General features: G+C 59.1%; 19 protein-coding genes and 1 tRNA gene. 9 read left to right on the plus strand and 11 right to left on the minus strand.

Going from position 1 to position 21,182, the window contains the following annotated elements; translation table 11 throughout:
- Positions 1–2: 2 nt before the first annotated feature.
- Positions 3–626, minus strand: coding sequence for a DNA-3-methyladenine glycosylase family protein (locus tag RMQ97_RS09250; RefSeq protein ID WP_413660588.1), 624 nt, complete (start codon positions 624–626; stop codon positions 3–5).
- A 94-nt stretch (positions 627–720) separates the two neighbouring features.
- Here RMQ97_RS09250 and RMQ97_RS09255 point away from each other — a divergent pair, with 94 nt between their 5' ends.
- From RMQ97_RS09255 to RMQ97_RS09270, 4 genes are all read left to right on the plus strand, one after another.
- Positions 721–1,149, plus strand: coding sequence for a DUF2946 family protein (locus RMQ97_RS09255; RefSeq protein WP_413660589.1), 429 nt, complete (start codon positions 721–723; stop codon positions 1,147–1,149).
- A 63-nt stretch (positions 1,150–1,212) separates the two neighbouring features.
- Complete coding sequence (locus RMQ97_RS09260) at positions 1,213–3,321, plus strand: TonB-dependent receptor (RefSeq protein ID WP_413660590.1); 2,109 nt, start codon at positions 1,213–1,215, stop codon at positions 3,319–3,321.
- Between the two features lie 5 nt (positions 3,322–3,326).
- On the plus strand, positions 3,327–4,022 hold the full coding sequence (locus RMQ97_RS09265) for a PepSY domain-containing protein (RefSeq protein WP_413660591.1): 696 nt from the start codon (positions 3,327–3,329) through the stop codon (positions 4,020–4,022).
- Between the two features lie 167 nt (positions 4,023–4,189).
- Positions 4,190–4,417 carry a hypothetical protein gene (locus RMQ97_RS09270; protein WP_413660592.1) on the plus strand — a complete coding sequence of 76 codons (228 nt, stop codon included), beginning with the start codon at positions 4,190–4,192 and terminating at the stop codon, positions 4,415–4,417.
- 62 nt (positions 4,418–4,479) lie between these two features.
- Here RMQ97_RS09270 and RMQ97_RS09275 read toward each other — a convergent pair whose 3' ends face one another.
- From RMQ97_RS09275 to RMQ97_RS09315, 9 genes are all read right to left on the minus strand, one after another.
- The gene (locus tag RMQ97_RS09275) at positions 4,480–5,607 is read right to left on the minus strand and encodes a hypothetical protein (protein WP_413660593.1); all 1,128 of its coding nucleotides are present in this window, start codon (positions 5,605–5,607) and stop codon (positions 4,480–4,482) included.
- A gap of 31 nt (positions 5,608–5,638) precedes the next feature.
- Positions 5,639–6,457, minus strand: coding sequence for a helix-turn-helix domain-containing protein (locus RMQ97_RS09280; protein WP_413660594.1), 819 nt, complete (start codon positions 6,455–6,457; stop codon positions 5,639–5,641).
- A 449-nt stretch (positions 6,458–6,906) separates the two neighbouring features.
- The gene (locus RMQ97_RS09285) at positions 6,907–7,581 is read right to left on the minus strand and encodes a hypothetical protein (protein WP_413660595.1); all 675 of its coding nucleotides are present in this window, start codon (positions 7,579–7,581) and stop codon (positions 6,907–6,909) included.
- A gap of 418 nt (positions 7,582–7,999) precedes the next feature.
- A complete protein-coding gene (locus RMQ97_RS09290) occupies positions 8,000–8,698 on the minus strand; it encodes a hypothetical protein (RefSeq protein ID WP_413660596.1) in 699 nt (232 codons plus the stop codon).
- Between the two features lie 95 nt (positions 8,699–8,793).
- Positions 8,794–10,557: a UvrD-helicase domain-containing protein gene (locus RMQ97_RS09295; RefSeq protein ID WP_413660597.1), complete on the minus strand. Its 1,764-nt coding sequence runs from the start codon at positions 10,555–10,557 to the stop codon at positions 8,794–8,796.
- A complete protein-coding gene (locus RMQ97_RS09300; protein ID WP_413660598.1) occupies positions 10,548–12,329 on the minus strand; it encodes an ATP-dependent nuclease in 1,782 nt (593 codons plus the stop codon). The genes RMQ97_RS09295 and RMQ97_RS09300 overlap by 10 nt, the downstream gene beginning before the upstream one ends.
- Before the next feature lie 294 nt (positions 12,330–12,623).
- Positions 12,624–12,710 (minus strand) — tRNA-Leu (locus RMQ97_RS09305).
- Positions 12,711–12,811: 101 nt separating this feature from the next.
- Positions 12,812–14,743, minus strand: coding sequence for a vWA domain-containing protein (locus RMQ97_RS09310; protein ID WP_413660599.1), 1,932 nt, complete (start codon positions 14,741–14,743; stop codon positions 12,812–12,814).
- A 95-nt stretch (positions 14,744–14,838) separates the two neighbouring features.
- A complete protein-coding gene (locus RMQ97_RS09315; RefSeq protein WP_413660600.1) occupies positions 14,839–15,699 on the minus strand; it encodes a LysR family transcriptional regulator in 861 nt (286 codons plus the stop codon).
- A gap of 159 nt (positions 15,700–15,858) precedes the next feature.
- On the opposite strand from RMQ97_RS09315, the gene RMQ97_RS09320 reads away from it, so the two are divergent.
- Positions 15,859–16,347 (plus strand): SRPBCC family protein, encoded by a 489-nt coding sequence (locus tag RMQ97_RS09320; RefSeq protein ID WP_413660601.1) that lies wholly within the window; start codon positions 15,859–15,861, stop codon positions 16,345–16,347.
- On the opposite strand, the gene RMQ97_RS09325 is transcribed toward RMQ97_RS09320, so the two are convergent.
- The gene (locus RMQ97_RS09325; protein WP_413660602.1) at positions 16,344–17,123 is read right to left on the minus strand and encodes a competence/damage-inducible protein A; all 780 of its coding nucleotides are present in this window, start codon (positions 17,121–17,123) and stop codon (positions 16,344–16,346) included. The genes RMQ97_RS09320 and RMQ97_RS09325 overlap by 4 nt on opposite strands.
- Before the next feature lie 191 nt (positions 17,124–17,314).
- Between RMQ97_RS09325 and sfsA the strand changes: the two genes are divergently transcribed.
- From sfsA to map, 4 genes are all read left to right on the plus strand, one after another.
- A complete protein-coding gene (gene sfsA, locus RMQ97_RS09330; RefSeq protein ID WP_413660603.1) occupies positions 17,315–18,031 on the plus strand; it encodes a DNA/RNA nuclease SfsA in 717 nt (238 codons plus the stop codon).
- Complete coding sequence (locus RMQ97_RS09335; RefSeq protein ID WP_413660604.1) at positions 18,028–18,510, plus strand: acyl-CoA thioesterase; 483 nt, start codon at positions 18,028–18,030, stop codon at positions 18,508–18,510. The genes sfsA and RMQ97_RS09335 overlap by 4 nt, the downstream gene beginning before the upstream one ends.
- 77 nt (positions 18,511–18,587) lie before the next feature.
- Complete coding sequence (locus RMQ97_RS09340; protein WP_413660605.1) at positions 18,588–20,246, plus strand: M28 family metallopeptidase; 1,659 nt, start codon at positions 18,588–18,590, stop codon at positions 20,244–20,246.
- 92 nt (positions 20,247–20,338) lie between these two features.
- Complete coding sequence (map, locus tag RMQ97_RS09345; protein WP_413660606.1) at positions 20,339–21,175, plus strand: type I methionyl aminopeptidase; 837 nt, start codon at positions 20,339–20,341, stop codon at positions 21,173–21,175.
- The last annotated feature ends 7 nt before the right edge of the window (positions 21,176–21,182 follow it).

Consider the following 21,182-nt stretch of genomic DNA (forward strand, 5'->3'; position numbering starts at 1 on the left):
GACTATGGAGATGCATCGCCATCGGGCGGTGCATCCACATAGGCCCACATATAATAGGCCAGCCAGGATCGATAGGGTTTGAACCGCGCCGCTGAACGGACCGTTTTGCGTCGTTTCGAGGTCAGGCGCTCGAGCGTCTTGCGCGCGGCCACATCCCCGTCCGGCCAGATATCCCACTCTCCAAAATAGAAGATATTCATCATGTCCGCTGTCCACTGGCCCACACCCCACAGCTCGGTGAGACAGGCCGCGCGTTCAGCGGGTGTCAAACCCTCAAGGCGCTGCGTATCCAGCCCGTCTGTTTGGTGGGCCTGCGCGATAGTGATGAGAGTCTTCGCCTTGGCGTGCGACAGGCCACACCCCCTCAAAGCGTCATATTGCTCGGGACAGATGAACTGCATCAAGGCCGTCTCACCACACAGGGCCTCGACACGGGACCAGATGCTGGCCGCGGCCTTCACGCTGATTTGCTGACCCGCTATCGCCCGGCTCAGATAATCGGGGAAGGCGCGATCATTTCGACGCGGCAGGATGATCGGCCCGACATGATGAAGGGCCTCCACCAATTCGGGTGAAAGGTCTGCGGCGGCGTCCAGACAGTGGGCATGGATTTCATTATGAGACATGGCCGCCATGTGGCGCCACGAGGCCTCCGCGATCAAGGGTCGCGCCCTGAGATTTCCACTTCTTGTGACACACCAAACATGATAGGCGGCCCTTATGTTGTTGGATCTGCGACACGGACGGGGTTTTCTGGCCCAGCTGCTTCTGGCGCTGGCCCTGATCGCCATGGGCGTTCAATCAGCCCTGCCCCAGGGTCTCATGCTGGATCGCAATGACAGCACGGGCCGGATCGAGATCGTCCTGTGTCACGTCGATGGTCCTCTGACCGCTCTGTACGACATGGAAACCGGCCAGCTGGTTCCCGATGATCACGCCTCTCACGACAGGGGCGATGACGACACGCCAACCACCTCGACCTGTCACCTGACCAGCCATGCCGCGTCAGCAGCCCTGCTCGCTTCGGCCGCATCCCTGGCAGCGCCGCCGGGGATCAAACCCGAGCATACCCGGCCCGGTGAAGACCTGGCTCGCGATCATGCCCATCTGAGCCTCCAGCGTTCACGCGCGCCCCCACATTCCGCCTGACATCTCAAACCCAGTTGATTGTCATATCGGGACCGGAGCATCCGGCCCATGCGGAGTATTATCATGCGTACATCCATTCTGGCTTCGGCAAGCCTGACCGCCCTCGTCTGTGCAACCCCCGGCTTGGCTCAATCCGAGACCTCACCGTCCAGCGAGACCGTCTTTACAGATATCATCACCGTCTCGGCCCCGCGCGTCGCAACGGATACGACCGAGCTTCTGCGTCCGGACGCCCTGCCACCCGCGGCCCCTGACACGGCCGGCCTGGTCGCCCGCTTGCCCGGCGCCGCCCTTACCGCCAATGGTCCACTGTCCGGCCAACTTCAGTATCGCGGCCTGTTCGGGGACCGCGTCCCCGTGCGCATCGATCATCAAAGCTTCCATTCGGGCGGTCCCAACCTGATGGACCCGCCGCTCAGCTATGCCCCGCGCGGCCTGGTCGAGCGCATCGAACTCTCCCGTGGCCTCGCCCCCGTCAGCGATGGACCGGGCCTGGCCGGCGGCGCCAATGTCGTTTTCAAATCCGTGCCCTTTGGTTCGGGCGACGCCTTTGACGCCCAAAGCGAATTCACCCTGGGCTATCGCTCGGGCGCGGACGCTGTCGAGGCATCCGGCCTGACCGGTCTGGCCAATGATCGCTGGGTCGTGCAGGCCCTGGCCTCCCATGAAAGTGGCGGGAACATCGAAACTCCAGAAGGAGAACTGGCCGGAACAGAACACATCCGGTCCGTCTATGGCCTTGGCATTGGTGTCCGCAATGCGCACCACACCGTACGTCTGGATCTGCGTCGCCATGAGACCGGGGATACGGGCAATCCGCCCTTTGCAATGGATATTCGATATATCGACACCGATTTTGCCAAGCTGAGCTATGAGGGCGAGCTGGGCGCGTGGGCTGTGACCGCCATGGCCAGTCTCGCCGATGTCGATCACGCCATGAACAACTTCACGCTGCGTCCCGCGCCCGCCATGATGATGCGATATCGCGAGACTCTCGCGACCGGCGAAACCCGCCATGTCAAACTCGATGCCGGACGGGAGCTGGCAGGCGGATATGTGACCCTGGGTGTGGACCATGTCACCGCCGACCATGCGGTCACCATCACCAATCCACTCAATGCCGATTTTTTCCTGACCGCCATTCCCGATGCCGAAATCTCGCGCACAGGTGTGTTCGCCGAGTTCGAGACGGTTCTGGCCGGCTGGAATACCGAGCTGGGCCTGCGTGCCGACCACCACGAGGCCGAGGCGGGTCTCGCCACGGTCGGCTCGGCTGTTCCCGCCATGCCGGGCATGCTGGCCATGGGCTTCAATGACCAGGATCGCAGCTGGGACGACACGACGTTCGACGCAGTCCTTCGTAGCTGGCGCGATCTGAGCGACGCCACGCGTCTGCGGGTGAGCCTGGCCCGCAAAAACCGTGCGCCGACCTACCTGGAACGTTTCGGCTGGTTGCCCATCCCCGCCTCAGCCGGTCTGGCCGACGGCAACACTTATGTCGGCGACCGCGATCTGGAGACGGAAACCGCCTGGCTCATCGAAGCCGGTGTGGACTGGTCCAACGCCACGGCCTATGTGCGGCCCGCCGTGTTCTATCGCCAGATCGAGAATTACATCCAGGGCGTGCCCTTCGATGCCACACCGGGTGTGATCGATAATCCGGTAGAAATGGTGTCGGGCATGAATGGCGATCCCACCCCGCTGCGTTTTGCCAATACCGATGCCGTGCTCTACGGGTTTGATATCGATTTCGGCATGCAGCTGAGCGAACACTGGCGCCTGGATGGCGTCGCCAATTATGTTCGCGGGGAACGCGACGATATCGATGACAATCTCTATCGCATCGCTCCGCCCAATCTGCGCCTGACCGCCCGCTATGAAACCGCGCGCTGGAGTCTGGGGCTGGAAACCCAGGCCTTTGCCGAACAGGACGAGGTCTCCGTGACCAATTCGGAAGCGGATACGCCCGGCTATGTTCTGCTGGGTGCCTTTGGCGAGATCGCGCTCACCGACGCCCTGTCGCTCTCGGTTTCCGCCGACAATCTTCTCGATCACAGCTATCGCGATCACATGGCGGGGTACAACCGCAATACGGCCTCGATCGTGCCGGTTGGAGAGCGTCTGCTGGGTGAAGGCCGCACGTTTGGCCTGCGCCTCCACTGGCAGGGCTGAGCCCCATGATTGCGCCGAAACTGTTTCGGGCCCTGGGCCGCGTCCATCTCTGGATGGGCGTGGCCGTCGGGTTCCAGGTCGTGATCTGGTTTGTCTCTGGCCTGTTCATGGTCTGGTTCCCGATTGATGAGGTGCGTGGATCCCATCTGCGCGCTAATCAGCCGCCCGCTTCCCTCAACTGGCCGGCCGACGCCCTGTCGGCTGCGACACTGGCCGAGCAATTGGGCGATCCGGTTATGTCTCTGGAAGCCCGGATGCTGTTGAACGAACCGGTCTGGCTGGTGCGCACACACACAGGACGGGGCCTCTATGATGCCCGCACCGGTGAAGCGCTCGGATTGATTGACCAGGACCAGGCCAGCGAGATTGCCCGGACCCGCTATGCGGGACGCGGTGAAATGTCCGACATCCGCCTGCTGGCCTCTCCGCCGCGTGAGGCGGGATTATCCACTCCGGCCTGGGCTGCGGTGTTTTCCGGTCCGGACCGGGCCACATTGTACGTCAATGCTCAGACCGGGGATTTACGGGCCGTGCGGACACCGCTCTGGCGGACGTTTGACTGGTTCTGGGGTCTGCACATCATGGACTGGTCGACGCGGGAAAACTTCAATTCCTGGTGGGTCAAAATGACGACCCTGCTGGCTGTTCTGTTTGCCTTGACCGGTGTCGGCCTGACCGTCATCCGCCTCTGGCCGCGCTAGCCAGAGGCTGCCCGGCAAGCGCTCGAACATAAGCCGGATCCGTGCCCGCACAGATCCGGCTGAATATCCCTACTCGGCCTGGGTGCGCTTTCGTCTCTGCCGACCCGTATTGAAGACCGGTCACCCGATCGCCACACCTGTCTCCAGATCTGACAACGGAGATATGCATGCTGCGCCTGCTTTTTGCCCTGCCCCTGATCGGCGGAGTGTTTCGCGAACTCAATGACAATCCCGAGCAAGCCTTCCTGCCCTTCATTGCCAATATTGCCCTCTTGCTGGCCGTGCTGAGCTATTTTTTCGGCCCGGTCATCATCATGACCGTCGCGCTTCTGGCCGCTCCGGCCGTGCTCATCTGGATCTGTCTAATGTGCGCCGATTTCGGGCGGTCGATCTAGACAGCGCCTGGCGCGAAAAAGGCTCCCCCGCCCGATCGGGACAGGCGGGAGAGCCGGACGGGTCAGCGCAGAGCCAGCCCCGTCATGTCCTGAAGACGGGCGGCCAGGGCCCAGCCATTGGCGCGCTCGGCCACGCCGATCACCAGATCATTCTCACCCTCGTCCAGCGCCAGCATCACGGTCTGCGTGTTCACATCGAAATCACCGCGGAAAATGACGTTGGAATGCTTGGCCCGGAAAGCGTTGTTGATTTCCACCAGGGGCTGGCCATTGAGATAGATGCGGCCGATATCGGACACATCGAAATCGAGCGCCACAACCCGCGCACGATCCGAAACAATCGTGGTTGAGGCATAGACCACATCCAGACCATTGCGCTCAAACCCGCCGGAGCTGGGCTTGGCCCGATAGCGCGACACCAGCAGCGTGCCATTGGCATCGGCCTCAGCCTCGCCCCAGGCCTCATCCGACATCATCGTATCGGCAAAACCCTCAAACAGCGCCGCTTCGGAGAGTGACCAGGTCGAGATCTGACCGGGCGCGGGGTCATAGACCGTCGGAGCAATATCGGAGAGATCCGGGGTGGCGTCATCATAGCGCAGATTGGCAAAACAGGTCGGGAACAGGGCGCGCAGACCGATCTGCTCGCCATAGGTGTCGAGCGCCAGATCGCCGACCGGCTGGTCAAACGTGCCCGCCGAGGTCTCCACGCTCACGCGGGCGCGGTCATCGGCATAGGCGACCGACAGCGTGATCCAGTCGGCCTCGCCCAGATCCGCCATGCGCATATAGGGCGCAAAGAGCTGCCAGTGGCTCTCGCCACGAATGTGCGGATTGTATTGCAGCGTATCGACCTGACGACTCTTGTGCATGCGCACATAGGCTGCTTCGTGATCCTCGACACTTTCGGCGCGGAAGACGAGATTGGCAAAATGCCGGTGGGATTCATTGGCGATATCGACACTCAGCGTGCCATCGGCCAGGGCGACATCGCGCACCAGAACGGCGCCGCCAGCAAAACACAAAGCCGGTTCGCCATTGATCTCGCGAAACTCGACATTGCGGGCATGGGACAGGTCAAAACGCTCCGCCCGCATCTCAATGGCGGTCTGGGCGAGAGCGGTGGACGATAGGAGTGTGGCGGCAATTACGCCAGCCGACAGGCGGGTCAGGGCAGTCAGACGGGACATCGTGTCATCCTCGGACAATCAAAACGATCTCCTAGATAGCGCTGACCTCCACCCCCGTATTGGACAAATCGGACACGCCGTGACGACGCTCGGCATGGGCCCGCGCCGGCGAGAGGCCGAGAATATGTTTGAACTCACGCGCGAGGTGCGCCTGGTCAACCAGGCCATGATCATGTGCCAGCCCCGCCCAGTCGGGCTGATCATCGGCATCGGCGGACTGAGCGATCCGCCCGAGCCGCACCAGGCGTGCATAGGCCTTGGGCGACAAGCCGGTCGTGCCACTGATCTGGCGATTGAGTGTGCGTTCGGACAGGTCGAGCTGTTGCGCCAGACGGGACATGCGGACCTGGCCGCCCGTGCGCCGGATCAGACCGAGCGCATGATCGCTGGCCGTCTCCTTATGCCCGTCACTGGCCCGGGCCAGCTTGTCCTGTACGAGCGTCATCAGCGAGGTCTGCAGGGTTGCGGCCGCCTCACCCGCCTCGGCCCGCGCGATCAGGCGATCAAGCCCGTCCGGGCGATGATCCATCCAGGCGCCGCGCACCCCGTCCAGCTCATCGAGGCGTGCGCCTGTGAGGTCGGGAGAGAGTTCGGCCTGGAAGGCCACACCCAGGATTTCGGTGCGCTCGCGCGGTGCATAGATATAGGGTCTGGACGCTGGCCCCAGCACCTCCGCGCGCACCGACAACACATGTCCGCGCGCAGACCAGATCCGGCGCAGCGCCACGCTGGCATACCAGAAGGGCAGCATGCGGTGCGGCAAAGGCACGGCCTCAGGCCCGCCGTGATGCCAGGCCATCAGACCGGGCGGGACGGGAGCCAGGGCGCGATAGGCGGGCAGTCTCTCCATAACCTCCAGATGGGCCAGGGTGCGCCGTTTGGCCAGAGCCTGTGGCCCCGCCTCACGCGCTTGTCAGCAAGATGACGGGTTGGTGAGGTTTGAGGGGAGATTGGGCCATAAAGGCGGTAGCGTTTCAATCGCTGCCACGGCAATGCCCCTCAATATCGCCGCTCATGGGTAAGAACGATATGGAACCACCGTACTGCCGCGACCTTAACAACCGATGTGGCGACCAGACGATCTTCGTAAAGCCAGTTTGACAAGCATTGGCAGTCCGACAAAAGAGCCCGCAATACTACTGTGCTCTATGGGAAACGCCTAAAGTCTATGTCTGTTTCAGAACGAAAACCTCCACCGCATTCGATCAAACCGGCGGCGATGAGGCGGCACTTAATCGCATGGACCGCACAGAACAGTTTGCGTTCACCCCTTGAGAACAGGCTGATTTGTTTTCAGCTCTACACTCCCATTTTCACACACAACTCCATGGACCCATAAATGGAACTGATCAGAACGGCGTCCACTACTACATCTTCATTTTTATAGGTGGACCTAGAATACCTTACTGTGACCAGATAGTTATCCAGTGGATTATTTGAGCTTATATTTTCATGCGACACAATAATCTGTCCATCATCAAAACCTTTAAGTCTAGCCCTGAAAGCCCTGATGAACGGTTCGGGATCAGAAGCTTTAAAGTTATAATCAAAACTAAAAGCATTTACTGCTTTACTGTTGTTATGGAAAACTCTCATGCGTAGGTTTTTATTTTTGAAACTCGACGTTTTCAGGTTAATCAATTGGTACTCATCACAGTGGGATGCTGTAACACCCAATTGCCTCGAAGCCGCATTCGGAACGGACCGAACAAGCACGACCTCTTCAAACAACTCTTCCACGATCGAATGAAGATCACGCGGTGCCAGATTGGTGTTTTTTGACTGACTATTATTTCTGCCGCGAAAATACAGGACCGCGACCAGAACAACTCCCGCGACCAGAGTGAGAAAAACAAATACGTCCACTGAAACCCCCAAATTTACGCAATACGCTAAGCGGCCCGGTTCAATTGCCACGCACGAATACGCCATCCTGCGCTCTAACAAGGTCGACTTTCCGGTAATGCCAATCAATCAACTCTGGCATGCACCTGGCCCTCAAGCAATCAAAATCAAATCTCGGTAAAAGAGACATCAACTCAAGGCTTCGCGCTGTCTTCTGCCCCATGACAGAGGCAACAAGCCACAGACGATAGAGACATCTCTGACAGCGACCTGGTCCCCTTCACCCCTAGGCCTGCCGTTGCAGTGCCCAGAGCCGAAGAAGCTTTGACAACGCCACCCAGCCCGACCAAGCTTGCTTCCGCCCGGTCCACGCAGCTGCGCCTGGGCATTCAGGATAAAGGCTGAAACAGGGTCAGAACTCAAGCGCGACCAGACTTATACAGACAATGGCTGTATACAACACGACAAAGGTGTAGCTCAGGCCCGAATTCACACCACGGGCGCTCTAATTGTATCAGAGTTTAGAGCGCAAAAGCCAAGCTAAACATCAAAACAGCCAACCCCTTAGAGAATAAAGTAAAACAGATGAAATAGTTAGCGCAACAAGCACGATTACAACATCTTGAACAATTGCGCCTCGACCTCTTCTTTTGGCCACCTCGAGTTCAATTTCACGCTCTTTTTCTATAGACTCTTGACGTCGACGAACCCTTACAAATTCATCGTGCGTCTTGACAACATAGTCGCGAACCACATCACACAACTCGGCACTGTACTGTGTATAGTATAATTCCAAAGAAGGAAGAACACCATACGAAACCTCTTGCTTCAGTGGGGATTGAGATTGAAGCAATTCCTGCCCATCACAAAATACAAATGCCTGACCAACGGACCACTCGTAATAATATCCATCATTTCTCCTTTCGCTCCCCCCCTGATGGTCCCAGTACACTGCACGCTCTGGGACTGTCGCCATTGCGATCGCCCCCAGCCGATCCTCTTTGCAATAAAAAGTAATACAATCGGAATCTATATACTCATATTTCTTTGTGGTTCTATTATCTTTCGAACCATCAGGAAAAACCTGTAACGTCTCCGTTACGGAACCTACCTCCCTCTTTATTTTAACTCTCTCTCTAAGAATAATCACGGGGTGATCCGCGGTGACCTTTAGGAGCGCTTCGCAAAGCTGGTTGGATTGGGGATTGCCTTCTGACAGAAGGCCCTCATTATCGTCAGTCGCCATCGTAAACTCCTGAGATCTATCTCATATCTTACTGAAACACTCTGCCTACGGTGAGCAATCATACTCCGTGACGCGCTCTATAAGGGGCTGGACACTCATTCCGCCTCGCAGTTGATGTGCTTAATGACAAGCCCGGCGCTTCGGGCTAAGGCGATGAACCGATCGCCTATGACCACCGGGACCGCTAGAGCGGAAATTCGCTCAGCTCTCGTCAGTCCGACATACAGTACCCGTTCAGGTTCCTCGATTTGATGTCGCTCTAGCCGCTCAAAGAGGTCTTCCGCCCCGCTTGGTGGTACGACAACGCAGATCGCTGGGAACTCCTGGCCTTTGACATTATGGATTGTGCTGACGGGAGATGCGGTCGTCTCACGAACGGACAAGGCATCCTGCAGGTTTTTGAGCGGCTTCTGAGACGGCATTCGAAACAACGCCGTCCTGCCGCCTTCAAATCGTTCATCGAACGCAGCTTTCGAGCGGTCCAGCCAGCTACGCGGATTATCTGATTCACCGACAACAGGGCTTATCGCCGAGATCAGCTCAACGATTTCGGCCCGAAAGTCGCTGATCTCCAGCTGATCCTTCGCCAAGACTTGATGAAAGCTCTCTCCATCCTGAATGAGGCCACGATACTCGAAAATAAGCGCACCCACGTCTTCAATCGCTTTGACTTTCGTCCGCCAGTGACCCGCTGCTGCGTTGTAGGCGGCAATGCTGTTGGCTAAACGGACAACAAAACCTGATTGACCTCGTTCAATGGACAGCAAGCCAATTGCCCGACGCGCGTAGTTCTCACGATGAGCAACAATGGGGGCTTCACAGGCGTCAATTCCGGCCGCCCCAATCACCTCAGTGAATGTCTGCCCAACGCTGTCTGACACAGTATTGTGGCGAGGGCGGTAGGTAAGTAGATAGGCCCCGTCCGCTTCGCTTCTCGGCTCGCGAAGGGCTCCGATCTCATCTCCTTCGATGGGTGAGCGGAACAATGAGGCGATTCCGCACACCTCACCCACAGAGCGGAAATTGCCAGTAAGAGAATGTCGTTGTTGTACGCCATAGCTGGTTGAGTACCGATGGAGTTCAGGCGCGGAACCGTGGCGGAAACCATAGATGGATTGATCAGGATCGCCGATAACGGAAACAGGCAATCCGCGCGTTCTTAGCGACTGGATGACGCCCAAATCTGATGGGTTGCAGTCTTGAGACTCATCAACAATTAGCTCCGCAAACCGGGCTGCCAGCGCATCCAGAACCGGTCTAAACTGAGCATCATCAATACGGCTTTGGGCCAGCGAGCGGGCTTCCTCGTAATCTAGAAAACCCGCCTCTCGCCGAGCTCGCCAGATCGCGGCCGCAAGCGCCTGATACTGCCCGACTGGCGAAACCTGGTCAGCAAGACGGCGATCATCACCCATGAGGTTCGTGCGAATTTGGCCCGTGTTCCGATCAAATATCCGCAACGGGTAGTCTCTCATCTTCTTTCCGCTTGTGTTCCCCATAGTCGGCGAGATCATTTGGTCGCCAATGTCGGGAACAAGCCTCGCGGCGATAGCCTCCTGAGTGCCAAGCGGTGCGATTAGGAAGCGCCAAAGGAAGCTATCAAACGTCCCTATGAAGCTTGGAAAGGGAGGAAATTCGCGGCCAAAGCGTTTCTCGATCTCTTCGACTGCTGCGTTGCTAAATGTGAGAATTGCAACGCCACGCCTTGAGGGTAGTTCGCTCAAAACTCTTTTAGCGCGCTCAACCAAAACACGCGTCTTGCCGGCGCCAGGACAGGCCTGAACATAGACAGCGTTTTGGCTGTCAATGATCTGTCGTTGAGCGAGTGATGCAGCTTCAATTTGCTCAGCTATTGGCATGCTGCCTCAATGGCGCGAACCAAATAGTCTGGAGGGGTGAAGGTCAGTTCGCTGTCTTCGTCTTCGATTTGAGCGGCAAGTTCTTGAGCGAAATCGCCCTTCCTTGTCGTGTCAAAGACCTCGCGGATCCTCTGCGCTCGCTCGTCACCTTCGACATCGGCAATCGCGTTCCACTTATCCTCTGAACGCGGATGTAGCGTCAGGTAGGCCGCTTTCATTATCGCCGCATTCCCCGCAGCGTACAGATCGACCTCAAGCGTGTCTGTGCCAACAATGACCGTCAGTTTGTCGGAGGCGCTGAGCCGATCGGCTAGGGCTTCGAAGTTGGTCTTGCGATTGGTTCCCGCACCGTTGTCCTCGTCCGTCAAAACGACGACTCGGTCTGCCAAACGCACACCATCAACATCGGAAAGCATCATTTTGATGTACGGGCTAAAATCGACGCCATCGATTGGGATAAAAGTGGAACCACGGAATTTTTTCTGCTTAGCCCGAATGGCCTGAGTCTGGGCAACCTTCTCCTCATTCGTGGCGGCTGAGGCATCAGCTGCCGCGATCTGGTCCTTGAACAATTGGTCGGCGATCACGGGCAACAAAATCGCTTCGGCTATCCCTTCGGCCAATAGACATCGCCCACCGAAAAGAAGCGACGCGCGCATGACGTCGAGATAGCGGTCGATTTTTCGCCTTTCCTTGGAAGAGAGCTCAATTTTGTTGAGAGGTAGCGGCTTTGATTGTTTCCCATTCTCAGCGGCGACAGTGCGCAATCCGATGAGATTTGAGGATGAAACCCATGATGTCAGATTGGGCGAATGGGACGCGACGACGACCTGAATTCTACCTTCCGGCACACCAGGAGCAACTTCAGGCCGCTTTTGCGCACGATCCCGAAGGAAATCCAATACAGACATCTGGAGCTGCGGGTGGAGATGCGCCTCAGGCTCCTCAACGAGAAATAGCGTGAGGTCGGCTTCCTGCGCTCGTTCAAGCTCGACGATGATTGTCGCCATGTAGAGAAGGTTCGCGAAGCCTAGTCCTGAGAGCGCAATCTCATTGGCGTCTCCATCTGCATCACCAAGCTTGAAACGAAGGTCCCGGGCGATATCGATGAGTTGTTCGCTATCAGAGAACCCAAGTTCGGCAGCCTGTTCCCGCACGCCAGAGGTTAGGTCGGCCAGCTCCTTTGAGACTGCCTGTCTTACCTGACCTAATCCGGCGTGCGTTCCGGATCGTTGGAGCGCATTACGAAAGGCGTCGTGATCCCCTTCAGGGATTACATGGCGAAGCAGCGCAAGTTTGCGCGTTGGGTTACCCGATGACAGTGCATATTGCGCGTCTCGCAACGCTGGCAGGTAGACATGTCTAATAAGATCACGCGTACCTTGTTCCGGTTGGCCGTCGTGTGCCCCTCCCGTGAAGCGGGGGCGTTTGACCTGAGGCCCTTCAATCTCGCAAGAAAGCGTGAGACGCGCCTTGGTCACCGATTGGTCTGAAGCAAGGCTTAACAGGTTACCTTGCTGGCTCGGCGACAACCCAGAAAAAGACCCGGAGATGGTGAAAGCAGTTTCATTAGTGTGGCGGTGGAGGTCATCCAGTTCACAATACCGATCGATCCGCCCAGATGCTGGCAATGTCAGGAGCCGAATAGCTTCAATGACATTGCTTTTCCCGCCGTTGTTCTCCCCGACCAAGACTGTCAGGTCTTTGTCTAGTGGAATCGTCGCATTTGCAAACGACCGGAAATTCTTCAGCTCCAAACGTTCAAGATACATAAAGCCTCCAACACAACCAATTAGTGCATCAGTTCCCTCGGAGAGACAAGCCACTATTTCCCCGGAGCCGACACGCTCTGCGTTCAACGTCACGCCTCAGCGCAAGGCCTTCCCTGGATCGCGAGAGCAATGCCGCGCTCAGCGGCGGGCTGGGAAACGCAACTCTGATTGGAACTCACAAGCCAGCCTCACAGATCACCTCGCTCCTCGTCTGAACGAAGACCGTACACTTTACTATTCCTCCAGGAACAGCAGTATTTGAGCGCTCTCATCAGCAGCTATAACCAGCGAGAATGGTACGGGCGGCCGGACTTGAACCGGCATGACCTTGCGGCCGACAGATTTTAAGTCTGCTGCGTCTACCGATTCCGCCACGCCCGCATACCGCGCGGGAGCATACAGGCTTGATCCGCCAAATAAAGCGGGCCCGCCAGAGGCGGACCCGGTTTTCGCAGTCTGCGATGTCAGACCCGGCGGGCGATCTAGCGCGGCGAGGGCTCGGGTGTCGGCAGCGGAACAGGCGCCGGCGGCTGGCCGGGCGTGTGCGGCGTGCCCGGCGGGGTTTCGCTCAGGCGCAGCGCCCAGTCGGCCTGGGCGACGAGGGAGTAGAATTCCTCGCGATAGCCATAGGGGTCGGGGGCGTTCCGACCGGCCTGGCTGGCGAGGATATCATCAAACCCGTAATCCGCCCCCAGATAGGGATCACCGCGCAGGATCTGCGCCAGCCCGACCACATCCAGCGCAAACCGGATGTCGAGCGGGGCCTGTCGCACATCGCCCACCACAGAATCGGTGGTGATCGGCATGTCCAGCAACTGGCTGTCATCCTCGCCCGGCGCCTTGTAGCGCAAACGCAGATGGGCGATCTCGCCACTCAGATCCGGCAGGACGGCTGGTTCGGGCTGATAGCGCAGCGGGTCGGTGAGCACACCATCGGAACCGGGAGCGGCGATCTCATAGATCGCGGTGACCGAATGGCCGGACCCGACCTCACCGGCATCCACCGCATCATTGTTGAAATCCTCGCGTTCCAGCGCCCGGGTTTCATAGCCGATCAGGCGATATTCCGCGACCTGGGCCGGGTTGAACTCGACCTGGATTTTCACGTCCTCGGCGATCGGGAAGAGCGAGGAAAAACTCTCCTCCACGAAGAACCGCCGTGCCTCGGCCTCGCTGTCGATATAGGCGGCAATCCCGTTGCCCGACTGGGCGATGGCCTGCATCATCTGGTCATTGTAATTGCCGCGACCAAAGCCCATTACCGAAAGATAGATGCCGGTATCGCGCTTGCGGGCGACAAAATCCTCCAGGCGCTCATCCTGGGTGACCCCGACATTGAAATCGCCATCGGTGAGCAACATCACCCGGTTAACAGCATCGGGATCGAAATTCTGCTCGGCGAACTGGTATGCCAGCGCCAGACCCGCCCCGCCGGCTGTGGACCCGCCCGCCCGCAAACGGCCCAACGCGTCCTCGATCCGGTCGGCATGGCGCGCCTCGGTCGGTTCCAGCACCGCTCCGGCAGCACCGGCATAGACCACGATCGACACCGTGTCCTCCGGCTCCAGCTCTTCGACCAGCATTTCCAGCGCCTCAATGGCGAGCGGCAATTTGTCGGGCGCATTCATGGATCCTGATACATCGATCAGAAAGACCAGATTGGCGCGCGGACGGTCGGTTTCGGGTAGATCATAGCCCTGGATACCGATGTGCATCAGCCGCGTGGCCGCATTCCACGGTGTGGGCGTGACGGTCACATCCGCCGCAAACGGCGTGTCCGCGTCGTCCGGGCGGGTATAGGCATAGTCAAAATAATTGACCATTTCCTCGATGCGGACCGCATCGGAGGGCGGCAGCTCGCAGTCATTGAGATAGCGCCGCACGACGGCATAACTGGCGGTGTCCACATCGATGGAAAATGTCGAGACCGGCGCCTCGCTCACCCGCTGGACCGGATGGGGCGTGACGTCCTCATAGCGTTCGCGGTCCACGCCGGGCTCTACGGAGGGGCTGTAGAATGTGACCGGCGCGGGGGCACGCCCCACCGGCGATGCCGCGGCTCTCTCGACATGAGGAGGCGGCGGGGGCGGCGGCGATGGCGGTGGTGGAGATGATGGCTGTGCGCCGCGAACACGCGAGCCCGTCACGGTAATCCGTTCACCGCCCTCCGGTTCGGGCTGGACCTCTCCCAGAATGACATCGGCCTCGCGCCGGGCCTGCCAGCTATCCATTGCCACGGTCGAATGACGGCGCACATAGGCGGCCCGGCAAGCGCGCGGCACACGCTCCAGCTCGTCCTTGGAAATGCCCGACGCGCTGACAGTTTCGTCCTGATGGGCAATCGCTGCGCCCCCCAGCGCCGCAAGCAGTGTCAGACTCGACAAGGCCGTAAAGGCCCTCATGGATCTGGACATGGTTCTCCCTTCCCTACTCTCCATCTGCACGCTGTCAGCGCTTGCAGGACGAGCAAAGGGCGAAACCGGGGCGTTTTCGAGGCAATCGACGCGGGTCAGTGCTCTGCGAACAGGGTCGGCTTGAGACGTTCCATACCTGTTTCCAGCCGTTCACGCACACGGCGCAAACGTTCGATCCGACGTGCATCGGTATGATAGATCAGCCAGAGGGGGGCGCTGGGCAGGTCTGCCCCCATGCTGAGCGGCACAAGATCGGCTTCCCGGGCGGCCAGTGCCCGGGGCAGACACGCGACACCGGCACCGGCCCTCACAGCGTCAAGCTGCAATCCTTCCCGGTTTAGCCGATGAACGGGTGTTGTGCCGCGTGACCAGGCACGAGCCCAGTCAGGCCAGTCCTCGACAAGCCCCAGGATGAGCGGTGTCTGCCCCCTGTAGGCCGCCTCCTGCAAACGCCGGTGCACATACAGGCCAAAGGGTAGATCGCCCAGTTTGCGAGCGACCACATCCTGGGGCGGATCAGGTGTAATCCGGAAGGCGAAATCAGCTTCAAACCGGTCAATCCGCGCGGGCCCCTCGCCCGAAATCAGATGAAAACCCAGCCGCGGAAACTCGGCCGCCATGTCCCAGACCAGAGGGGCCAGAAACTGCCGCAAGAACTCACCGCCGGATGCAATCTTGACCTCCCCGTCCAGCTCGCCCCTGTCGCGAGCGATCAACGTGCTCACGCGGTGTGCCGCAGCTTGCATGTCGCCAATATGCTGAAGGGTCTCTGCTCCCAGTTGGGATAAGGCGAGACCTTGGGCACGGCGTTCGGTCAGGCGCCCTCCCAGTCGCGCTTCCAGCCTCCGGATCCGGCGAGACACCGTGGTTGCATCCACACCGAGCTGGCGCGCGGTCTCACTCATTGAGCCCGTGCTGGCAAACGTCTGGAATATGCGCAGGTCATCCCAATCCATACCTGCAAATCTGCAGGAGAAAGCTGTAAAAGTCTACATTTTCGCAGGGAACATTTGTGTCTAGACACGGCCCACCTGACTGCCTGCCTGCGCCCTCCGGAAAGCGCCAGGGAGGGCATCGGGTGTGCTCAAAGACTGTGCTCACATATGGAGAGAGCAATGAAACTGGCCCGTGTAACCTATGACCTTCAGGTCAATGTCGGTTCTTCGAAAGCCTGGGAGATCCTGAGCCATTATGGCGATGTTGCCGAACATCACTCCATTGTCATCGACTCAAAACTGCTCAGCGAAAACCCTCATGGTGTGGGGGCTGACCGTTGGTGCCAATTACCGGATAGAATTCAAGTCTGGGAGCGCATCGTGGAATGGAATGAAGGCTCCAGTTACACGTATGAAGTCTACAAGTGGAAAAACTTCCCACTCAAGAGCATGTTCACAACGTTTCGGGTCGAATCGCTCGGAAGCGAAAAAGCTCGCTTGTCACAGGTCGTGGATTTCCGGCTATCCCCGGGCTTCCTCACCGGTTTGATGACCGGACGCCTGCGCAAAGGCGTGAGAGATACGCTTTTGGCGTACAAGCACGTTATGGAAACCGGCGAGCGTGATGCCAGCCTCAAGGTTTTGCGCAAGACCTATAAACAGATCTAAAGTGCGCTGGTGACAGGCTCAACTCCCAGGCGACTGACCTCTTTAGCGATCTCACTGATCACAGAATTGAGTTCAGCCTCATCTGTTGAGCGAACGACCAGCTGGGTGCCACGGGTCAGCTTGCCGCCAACTTGCTCCAGAAAATAGGGATAGGAGCCGATCGAGACATGAGGGTGTGCCTGTTGCAGAGCGCCCAGGAAACCGGCCACATCGCCCTCGCGCAGGCCCTCTCCCTTGATCGTCCGCGACAGTGTAACCGCACCGCCCTCGAGCCGATGGGCGATATCCTCCAGCATGCCGCGAGCGATCTTGGGAACGCCGGCCAGGGTGAACACATTCTCCATCTGGAACCCCGGCGCTCCGGTGACAGGATTCTCGATCAGCGACGCCCCGTCGGGAATGCGCGCCATGCGCTTACGGCTCTCGGTGAGCGGTGTCTGTGTCCGCGCATACCATTCCTCGATAATCGCCAGGGCATCATCCCGCACATCAATCGGCACTCCGAACGCGGCCGCGATAGAATCGGCAGTGATATCATCATGCGTCGGCCCGATCCCGCCGGTGGTGAACACGTAATCGGCCTGGACCCGCAATGTGTTGACCGTATCGACGATGACATCCTGCTCGTCGGGAATGGTGCGCGATTCCACGACACTGATCCCCAGGGGCGCGAGAAAGAGTGCGATCTGCTGGAGGTTTTTGTCGGCGGTTCGACCGGACAGGACCTCATCCCCGATGAGAATCACAGCAGCGGTTACGCGTTTTGTCTGGCTCATCCAAACCTCCTTCACTCTTGTCCTGCACCCCAAATCCGGTCGGTGTCTCACCGGGCTCGGAAACGTGCAACTCGATCAGGCTGACCATGGCACTGTTTGACGGGATACGTTCAGGCCTGCCAAACCGTTATACCGACCCTTTGATCCTTTATATGGGGGTGGTAGCGGAAGTCGGGGAGAGTGTCCAAGACATGAAATTCACGTCGAAATTGATCGAGGCCCGGCTGGTCAAGCGGTACAAGCGCTTTTTCGCCGACGCCGAACTGGCTGATGGCACGATTGTCACCGCACATTGCGCCAATACCGGAGCCATGGCGGGCATCAAGGATCCCGGCCTCAAGGTTTGGCTGTCCCCCTCGGATAATCCCAAGCGCAAGCTGAAATACACCTGGGAGATTGTAGAGGCCGACGGGCAATTGATCGGCACCCTGCCCGCCAAGGCCAACGCGCTGGCTGAGGAAGCCATTCTCGCGGGAGCCCTGCCCGAACTGGCCGGGTATGCGCGGCTGCGACGGGAGGTGAAATATGGCGAGAATTCCCGGATCGACCTGTTGCTCGAGGATGATGATCGTCCGCCCTGCTGGGTTGAGGTAAAAAACGTCCACTGGTCGCGCCAGCCCGGCCTGGCCGAATTTCCCGACGGCGTGACGGCACGCGGAGCCAAACATCTTGGCGAGCTGGCCAACCAGGTGGCAGCCGGCCATCGGGCGGTTCAGCTCTTCGTCATCCAGCGTGAGGATTGTCAGCGCCTCGCCTTCGCCGCCGATATTGATCCACACTATGCGCAAAGCCTGACCGCGGCCCACACCGCAGGCGTCGAGGTTCTGGCCTATGGCTGTCGCGTCACGCCCGACGCCATCGACATCGCCCAGGCCCTGTCTGTTGATATCCCCGGAGACCGCTCATGAAACGCAATAAAGTGGGACAGTTTGACGGCTGGGATCTGCCCGACGCCTATATCCACCGGGTGACGGTGAAAGACAGCGATATGGACGAATTCGGCCACGCCAATAATGCGCGCTATCTGGAATGGGCCGATGATGCCGCTTGGACGCACTGGTGGTCCCGGGGTTTCACGCGCGAACAGTGTCAGCAGGATGATCGCGGGATCGCCATTATCCGTACCGAGGCGGATTATCTCGGACATGTGCGCGCGGGAGATGAACTCGACTGCGCGGTCTGGATCACCCAATCCGATGGCCGTTTCCGGGCCGAGCGCCAGTATCAGTTTCGCAAAGTGTCCGACGCATCGACTGTTTTTCGAGCCATCACCAAAGTGGTCTGCTTCCAGCTATCGACCGGCCGTCCGGCTCGGATGACACCAGTTTTCGCGCAGCACTATCAGGTCTTACCCTCGGTGGCTCAGGCACTTGTGACCGAAAATTAACATCCGGTCAGATTGGCCACACACTTTGTGACCCTTATACTTCCGCGCGAGAGGACATTGTGTCCGGGGAGCTTACAATGAAATATCTGACCCACACGGTTGCCGCCTTGGCGACCTTGACCGTATCCGGTATGGCGATTGCCGCGGACGGCGACTTCACGCCGAATGTGTCACCGACCAATATCGAAGCGCATATCCGTTTCCTCGCCTCAGACTATCTCGCCGGCCGCGATGCCGGGTCTGATGGCTATGAAATCGCTGCCAATTATGTCGCCGCGCAATACCGCATGCTCGGCTTGGAACCAGCCGGGGATGACGGCTCGTATTTTGCTGCCGTGCCGATGCAGGACGTGCGCACCGATGTCGAGTTCGGCCAGTTCGAATTTGGCGGTGAGACCTATGGGCAGGGTGAAAGCGTCTATCTGTCGACCAATCCGAACCAGCTGGAATCAGCGGTCTCGGGCGAGCTGGTCTTTGTGGGATATGGCGTTTCTGCTGCCAATCGCGGCCATGATGACTATGCCGACGTGGATGTGGACGGCAAGATCGTCGTCGTGATGGGCGGCGTTCCCGGCGGTCTGCCGAGCGAGGAGCGCGCCCACCACAATTCCGGTACGACCAAGCGGGATGTGGCCGCCGCCCATGGCGCGGTCGGCATGATCAATCTGACAAGCTGGAGCGATGAACAGGTCAGCCAGTTTGCCGCGCGCGCGTCCAGCGCATCGGCCGTGCGTCTGACCCCCGCCACAGGGCCGAACAGCTATGACCAGGTGACCGTCACCGCCAATGTGTCCGCCGACCTCGCCGCCGCTCTGTTTGAAGGCGCCGAGATGAGCCTGGAAGACGTGCAGGCAGCGATGAATGCCGACGAGCCGAGCTATCCGCGCTTTGACCTTGAAGGCACGGTCTCCATGCGTCAGCGCTCGCTGTCCGAACCGTTTGTGGACCCCAATGTCGTGGGCATGATCCGTGGTTCCGACCCGGAGCTGGCGGATGAATATGTCATCCTGACGGCCCACCTGGACCATATCGGTAGCATGGGCACGTTTGGCCGTTCTTCCGGAGCCTGCCGGACCAATGATGACGAGGACCAGATCTGTAACGGGGCTCTGGACAATGCCTCGGGCATTTCCGTGATGCTGGAAACCGCCCGCACCTTCCAGGAACAGGGCACGCCGCGGCGGTCCGTGGTCTTTGTGGCGCTGGCTGCTGAAGAGAAGGGCCTGCTGGGGTCTGATCACTATGCACGCAATCCGACGGTTCCGGCCGATCAGATCGTGGCCAATGTGAACCTCGACATGCCGGTCATCGTGTATGAATTCTCCGACGTCGTGGCCTTCGGTGCCGACCACTCCAATCTGGGACCGATCGCCAGCCGTGCGGCGGCCCGCCTGGATGTTCAGGTCAGCCCGGACCCGCTGCCGGAACAATCCCTGTTCGTCCGCTCGGACCATTATCGCTTTGTGCAACAGGGTGTGCCCTCGCTCTTCCTGATGACGGGCTTTTCCTCTCCCGATCCGCGCTGGGACCAGGGCGAAGGGTTCATGGGCTTCCTCAACACCTATTATCACCGCCAGACCGACCAGCTGGACGGTGAAATGGAAGTGCTCTTCGACCAGGGCGCCAAATTCGCCAACATCAACTACATGATCGCGCGCGAAATCGCCGACAGTGACGAACGTCCGGCCTGGAATGAGGACAGCTTCTTTGGAAACCTGTACGGCCAGGACAACTGAGACTGATACCCTTTGAGGTGTAATGACAGGGCGCGCGCCGTTTCATACGGCGCGCGCTTTCGTTATATATGGGTGTCTGGAGGGCCAGTGATTTGACGACTGAATACGAAGACGTCGGGGAATACTCGACGGAACCATCCCGCGACGGACGCATCAAGCTGCATGGACCGGACGGTTTTGAAGGCATGCGCAAGGCCGGACATCTGGCCGCGAGCGTGCTCGATATGCTGGCTGAACACGTGCAGCCGGGCACAACAACCGCGTATCTGGATGACCTGACGCGAGAGTTTGTCTTCGCCCACGGCGCGACACCGGCCACGCTGTATTATCGCGGCTATCGGCATTCGCTCTGCACCTCGATCAATCACGTGGTTTGCCACGGTATTCCCGGCCCCAAACCACTCAAGAATGGCGATATCGTCAATATCGACGTGACCGTCGTGGTGGATGGCTGGCACGGGGATACGAGCCGCATGTTCATCGTAGGCGAACCGCGCCGCAAGGCCGAACTGCTCATCGACACGACCTATGAAGCCATGATGGCCGGCATCCATGCTATCAAGCCAGGCGTCACGCTGGGCACGATCGGCGCCATCATCCAGGAGTATGCAGAGGAACGCCGCTGCTCGATTGTCCGCGATTTCTGCGGTCATGGTCTCGGTCGCCTGTTCCATGACAGTCCGAACGTGCTGCACTTTGGTGAACGCGGCGAAGGCCCCGAGCTCAAGCCGGGCATGTTCTTCACGGTCGAACCCATGCTCAATCTGGGACGGCCGGATGTAAAAGTCCTGGCCGATGGCTGGACCGCCGTCACGCGGGATAAATCCCTCTCCGCCCAGTTCGAGCACTCAGTCGGCGTGACCGAGGACGGGGTGGAGATTTTCACTCAGTCTCCCAAAGGGCTGCACAAACCGCCCTACGCGCTCTGATGAGGTT

The organism is Maricaulis sp. D1M11 (genome assembly GCF_047308265.1).
Lineage (GTDB): Bacteria > Pseudomonadota > Alphaproteobacteria > Caulobacterales > Maricaulaceae > Maricaulis.

Bases quoted from the DNA above. Each gene is read 5' to 3' on its own strand.
- RMQ97_RS09335 (WP_413660604.1), top strand. From the start codon at position 18,028: ATGAAACGCAATAAAGTGGGACAGTTTGACGGCTGGGATCTGCCCGAC.
- RMQ97_RS09255 (WP_413660589.1), top strand. From the start codon at position 721: ATGTTGTTGGATCTGCGACACGGACGGGGTTTTCTGGCCCAGCTGCTT.
- RMQ97_RS09320 (WP_413660601.1), top strand. From the start codon at position 15,859: ATGAAACTGGCCCGTGTAACCTATGACCTTCAGGTCAATGTCGGTTCT.
- RMQ97_RS09290 (WP_413660596.1), bottom strand. From the start codon at position 8,698: ATGGCGACTGACGATAATGAGGGCCTTCTGTCAGAAGGCAATCCCCAA.
- RMQ97_RS09250 (WP_413660588.1), bottom strand. From the start codon at position 626: ATGTCTCATAATGAAATCCATGCCCACTGTCTGGACGCCGCCGCAGAC.
- RMQ97_RS09265 (WP_413660591.1), top strand. From the start codon at position 3,327: ATGATTGCGCCGAAACTGTTTCGGGCCCTGGGCCGCGTCCATCTCTGG.
- RMQ97_RS09315 (WP_413660600.1), bottom strand. From the start codon at position 15,699: ATGGATTGGGATGACCTGCGCATATTCCAGACGTTTGCCAGCACGGGC.
- RMQ97_RS09260 (WP_413660590.1), top strand. From the start codon at position 1,213: ATGCGTACATCCATTCTGGCTTCGGCAAGCCTGACCGCCCTCGTCTGT.
- RMQ97_RS09340 (WP_413660605.1), top strand. From the start codon at position 18,588: ATGAAATATCTGACCCACACGGTTGCCGCCTTGGCGACCTTGACCGTA.
- RMQ97_RS09270 (WP_413660592.1), top strand. From the start codon at position 4,190: ATGCTGCGCCTGCTTTTTGCCCTGCCCCTGATCGGCGGAGTGTTTCGC.
- RMQ97_RS09295 (WP_413660597.1), bottom strand. From the start codon at position 10,557: ATGCCAATAGCTGAGCAAATTGAAGCTGCATCACTCGCTCAACGACAG.
- RMQ97_RS09280 (WP_413660594.1), bottom strand. From the start codon at position 6,457: ATGGAGAGACTGCCCGCCTATCGCGCCCTGGCTCCCGTCCCGCCCGGT.
- RMQ97_RS09300 (WP_413660598.1), bottom strand. From the start codon at position 12,329: ATGTATCTTGAACGTTTGGAGCTGAAGAATTTCCGGTCGTTTGCAAAT.
- sfsA (WP_413660603.1), top strand. From the start codon at position 17,315: ATGAAATTCACGTCGAAATTGATCGAGGCCCGGCTGGTCAAGCGGTAC.
- RMQ97_RS09275 (WP_413660593.1), bottom strand. From the start codon at position 5,607: ATGTCCCGTCTGACTGCCCTGACCCGCCTGTCGGCTGGCGTAATTGCC.
- RMQ97_RS09310 (WP_413660599.1), bottom strand. From the start codon at position 14,743: ATGTCCAGATCCATGAGGGCCTTTACGGCCTTGTCGAGTCTGACACTG.
- RMQ97_RS09325 (WP_413660602.1), bottom strand. From the start codon at position 17,123: ATGAGCCAGACAAAACGCGTAACCGCTGCTGTGATTCTCATCGGGGAT.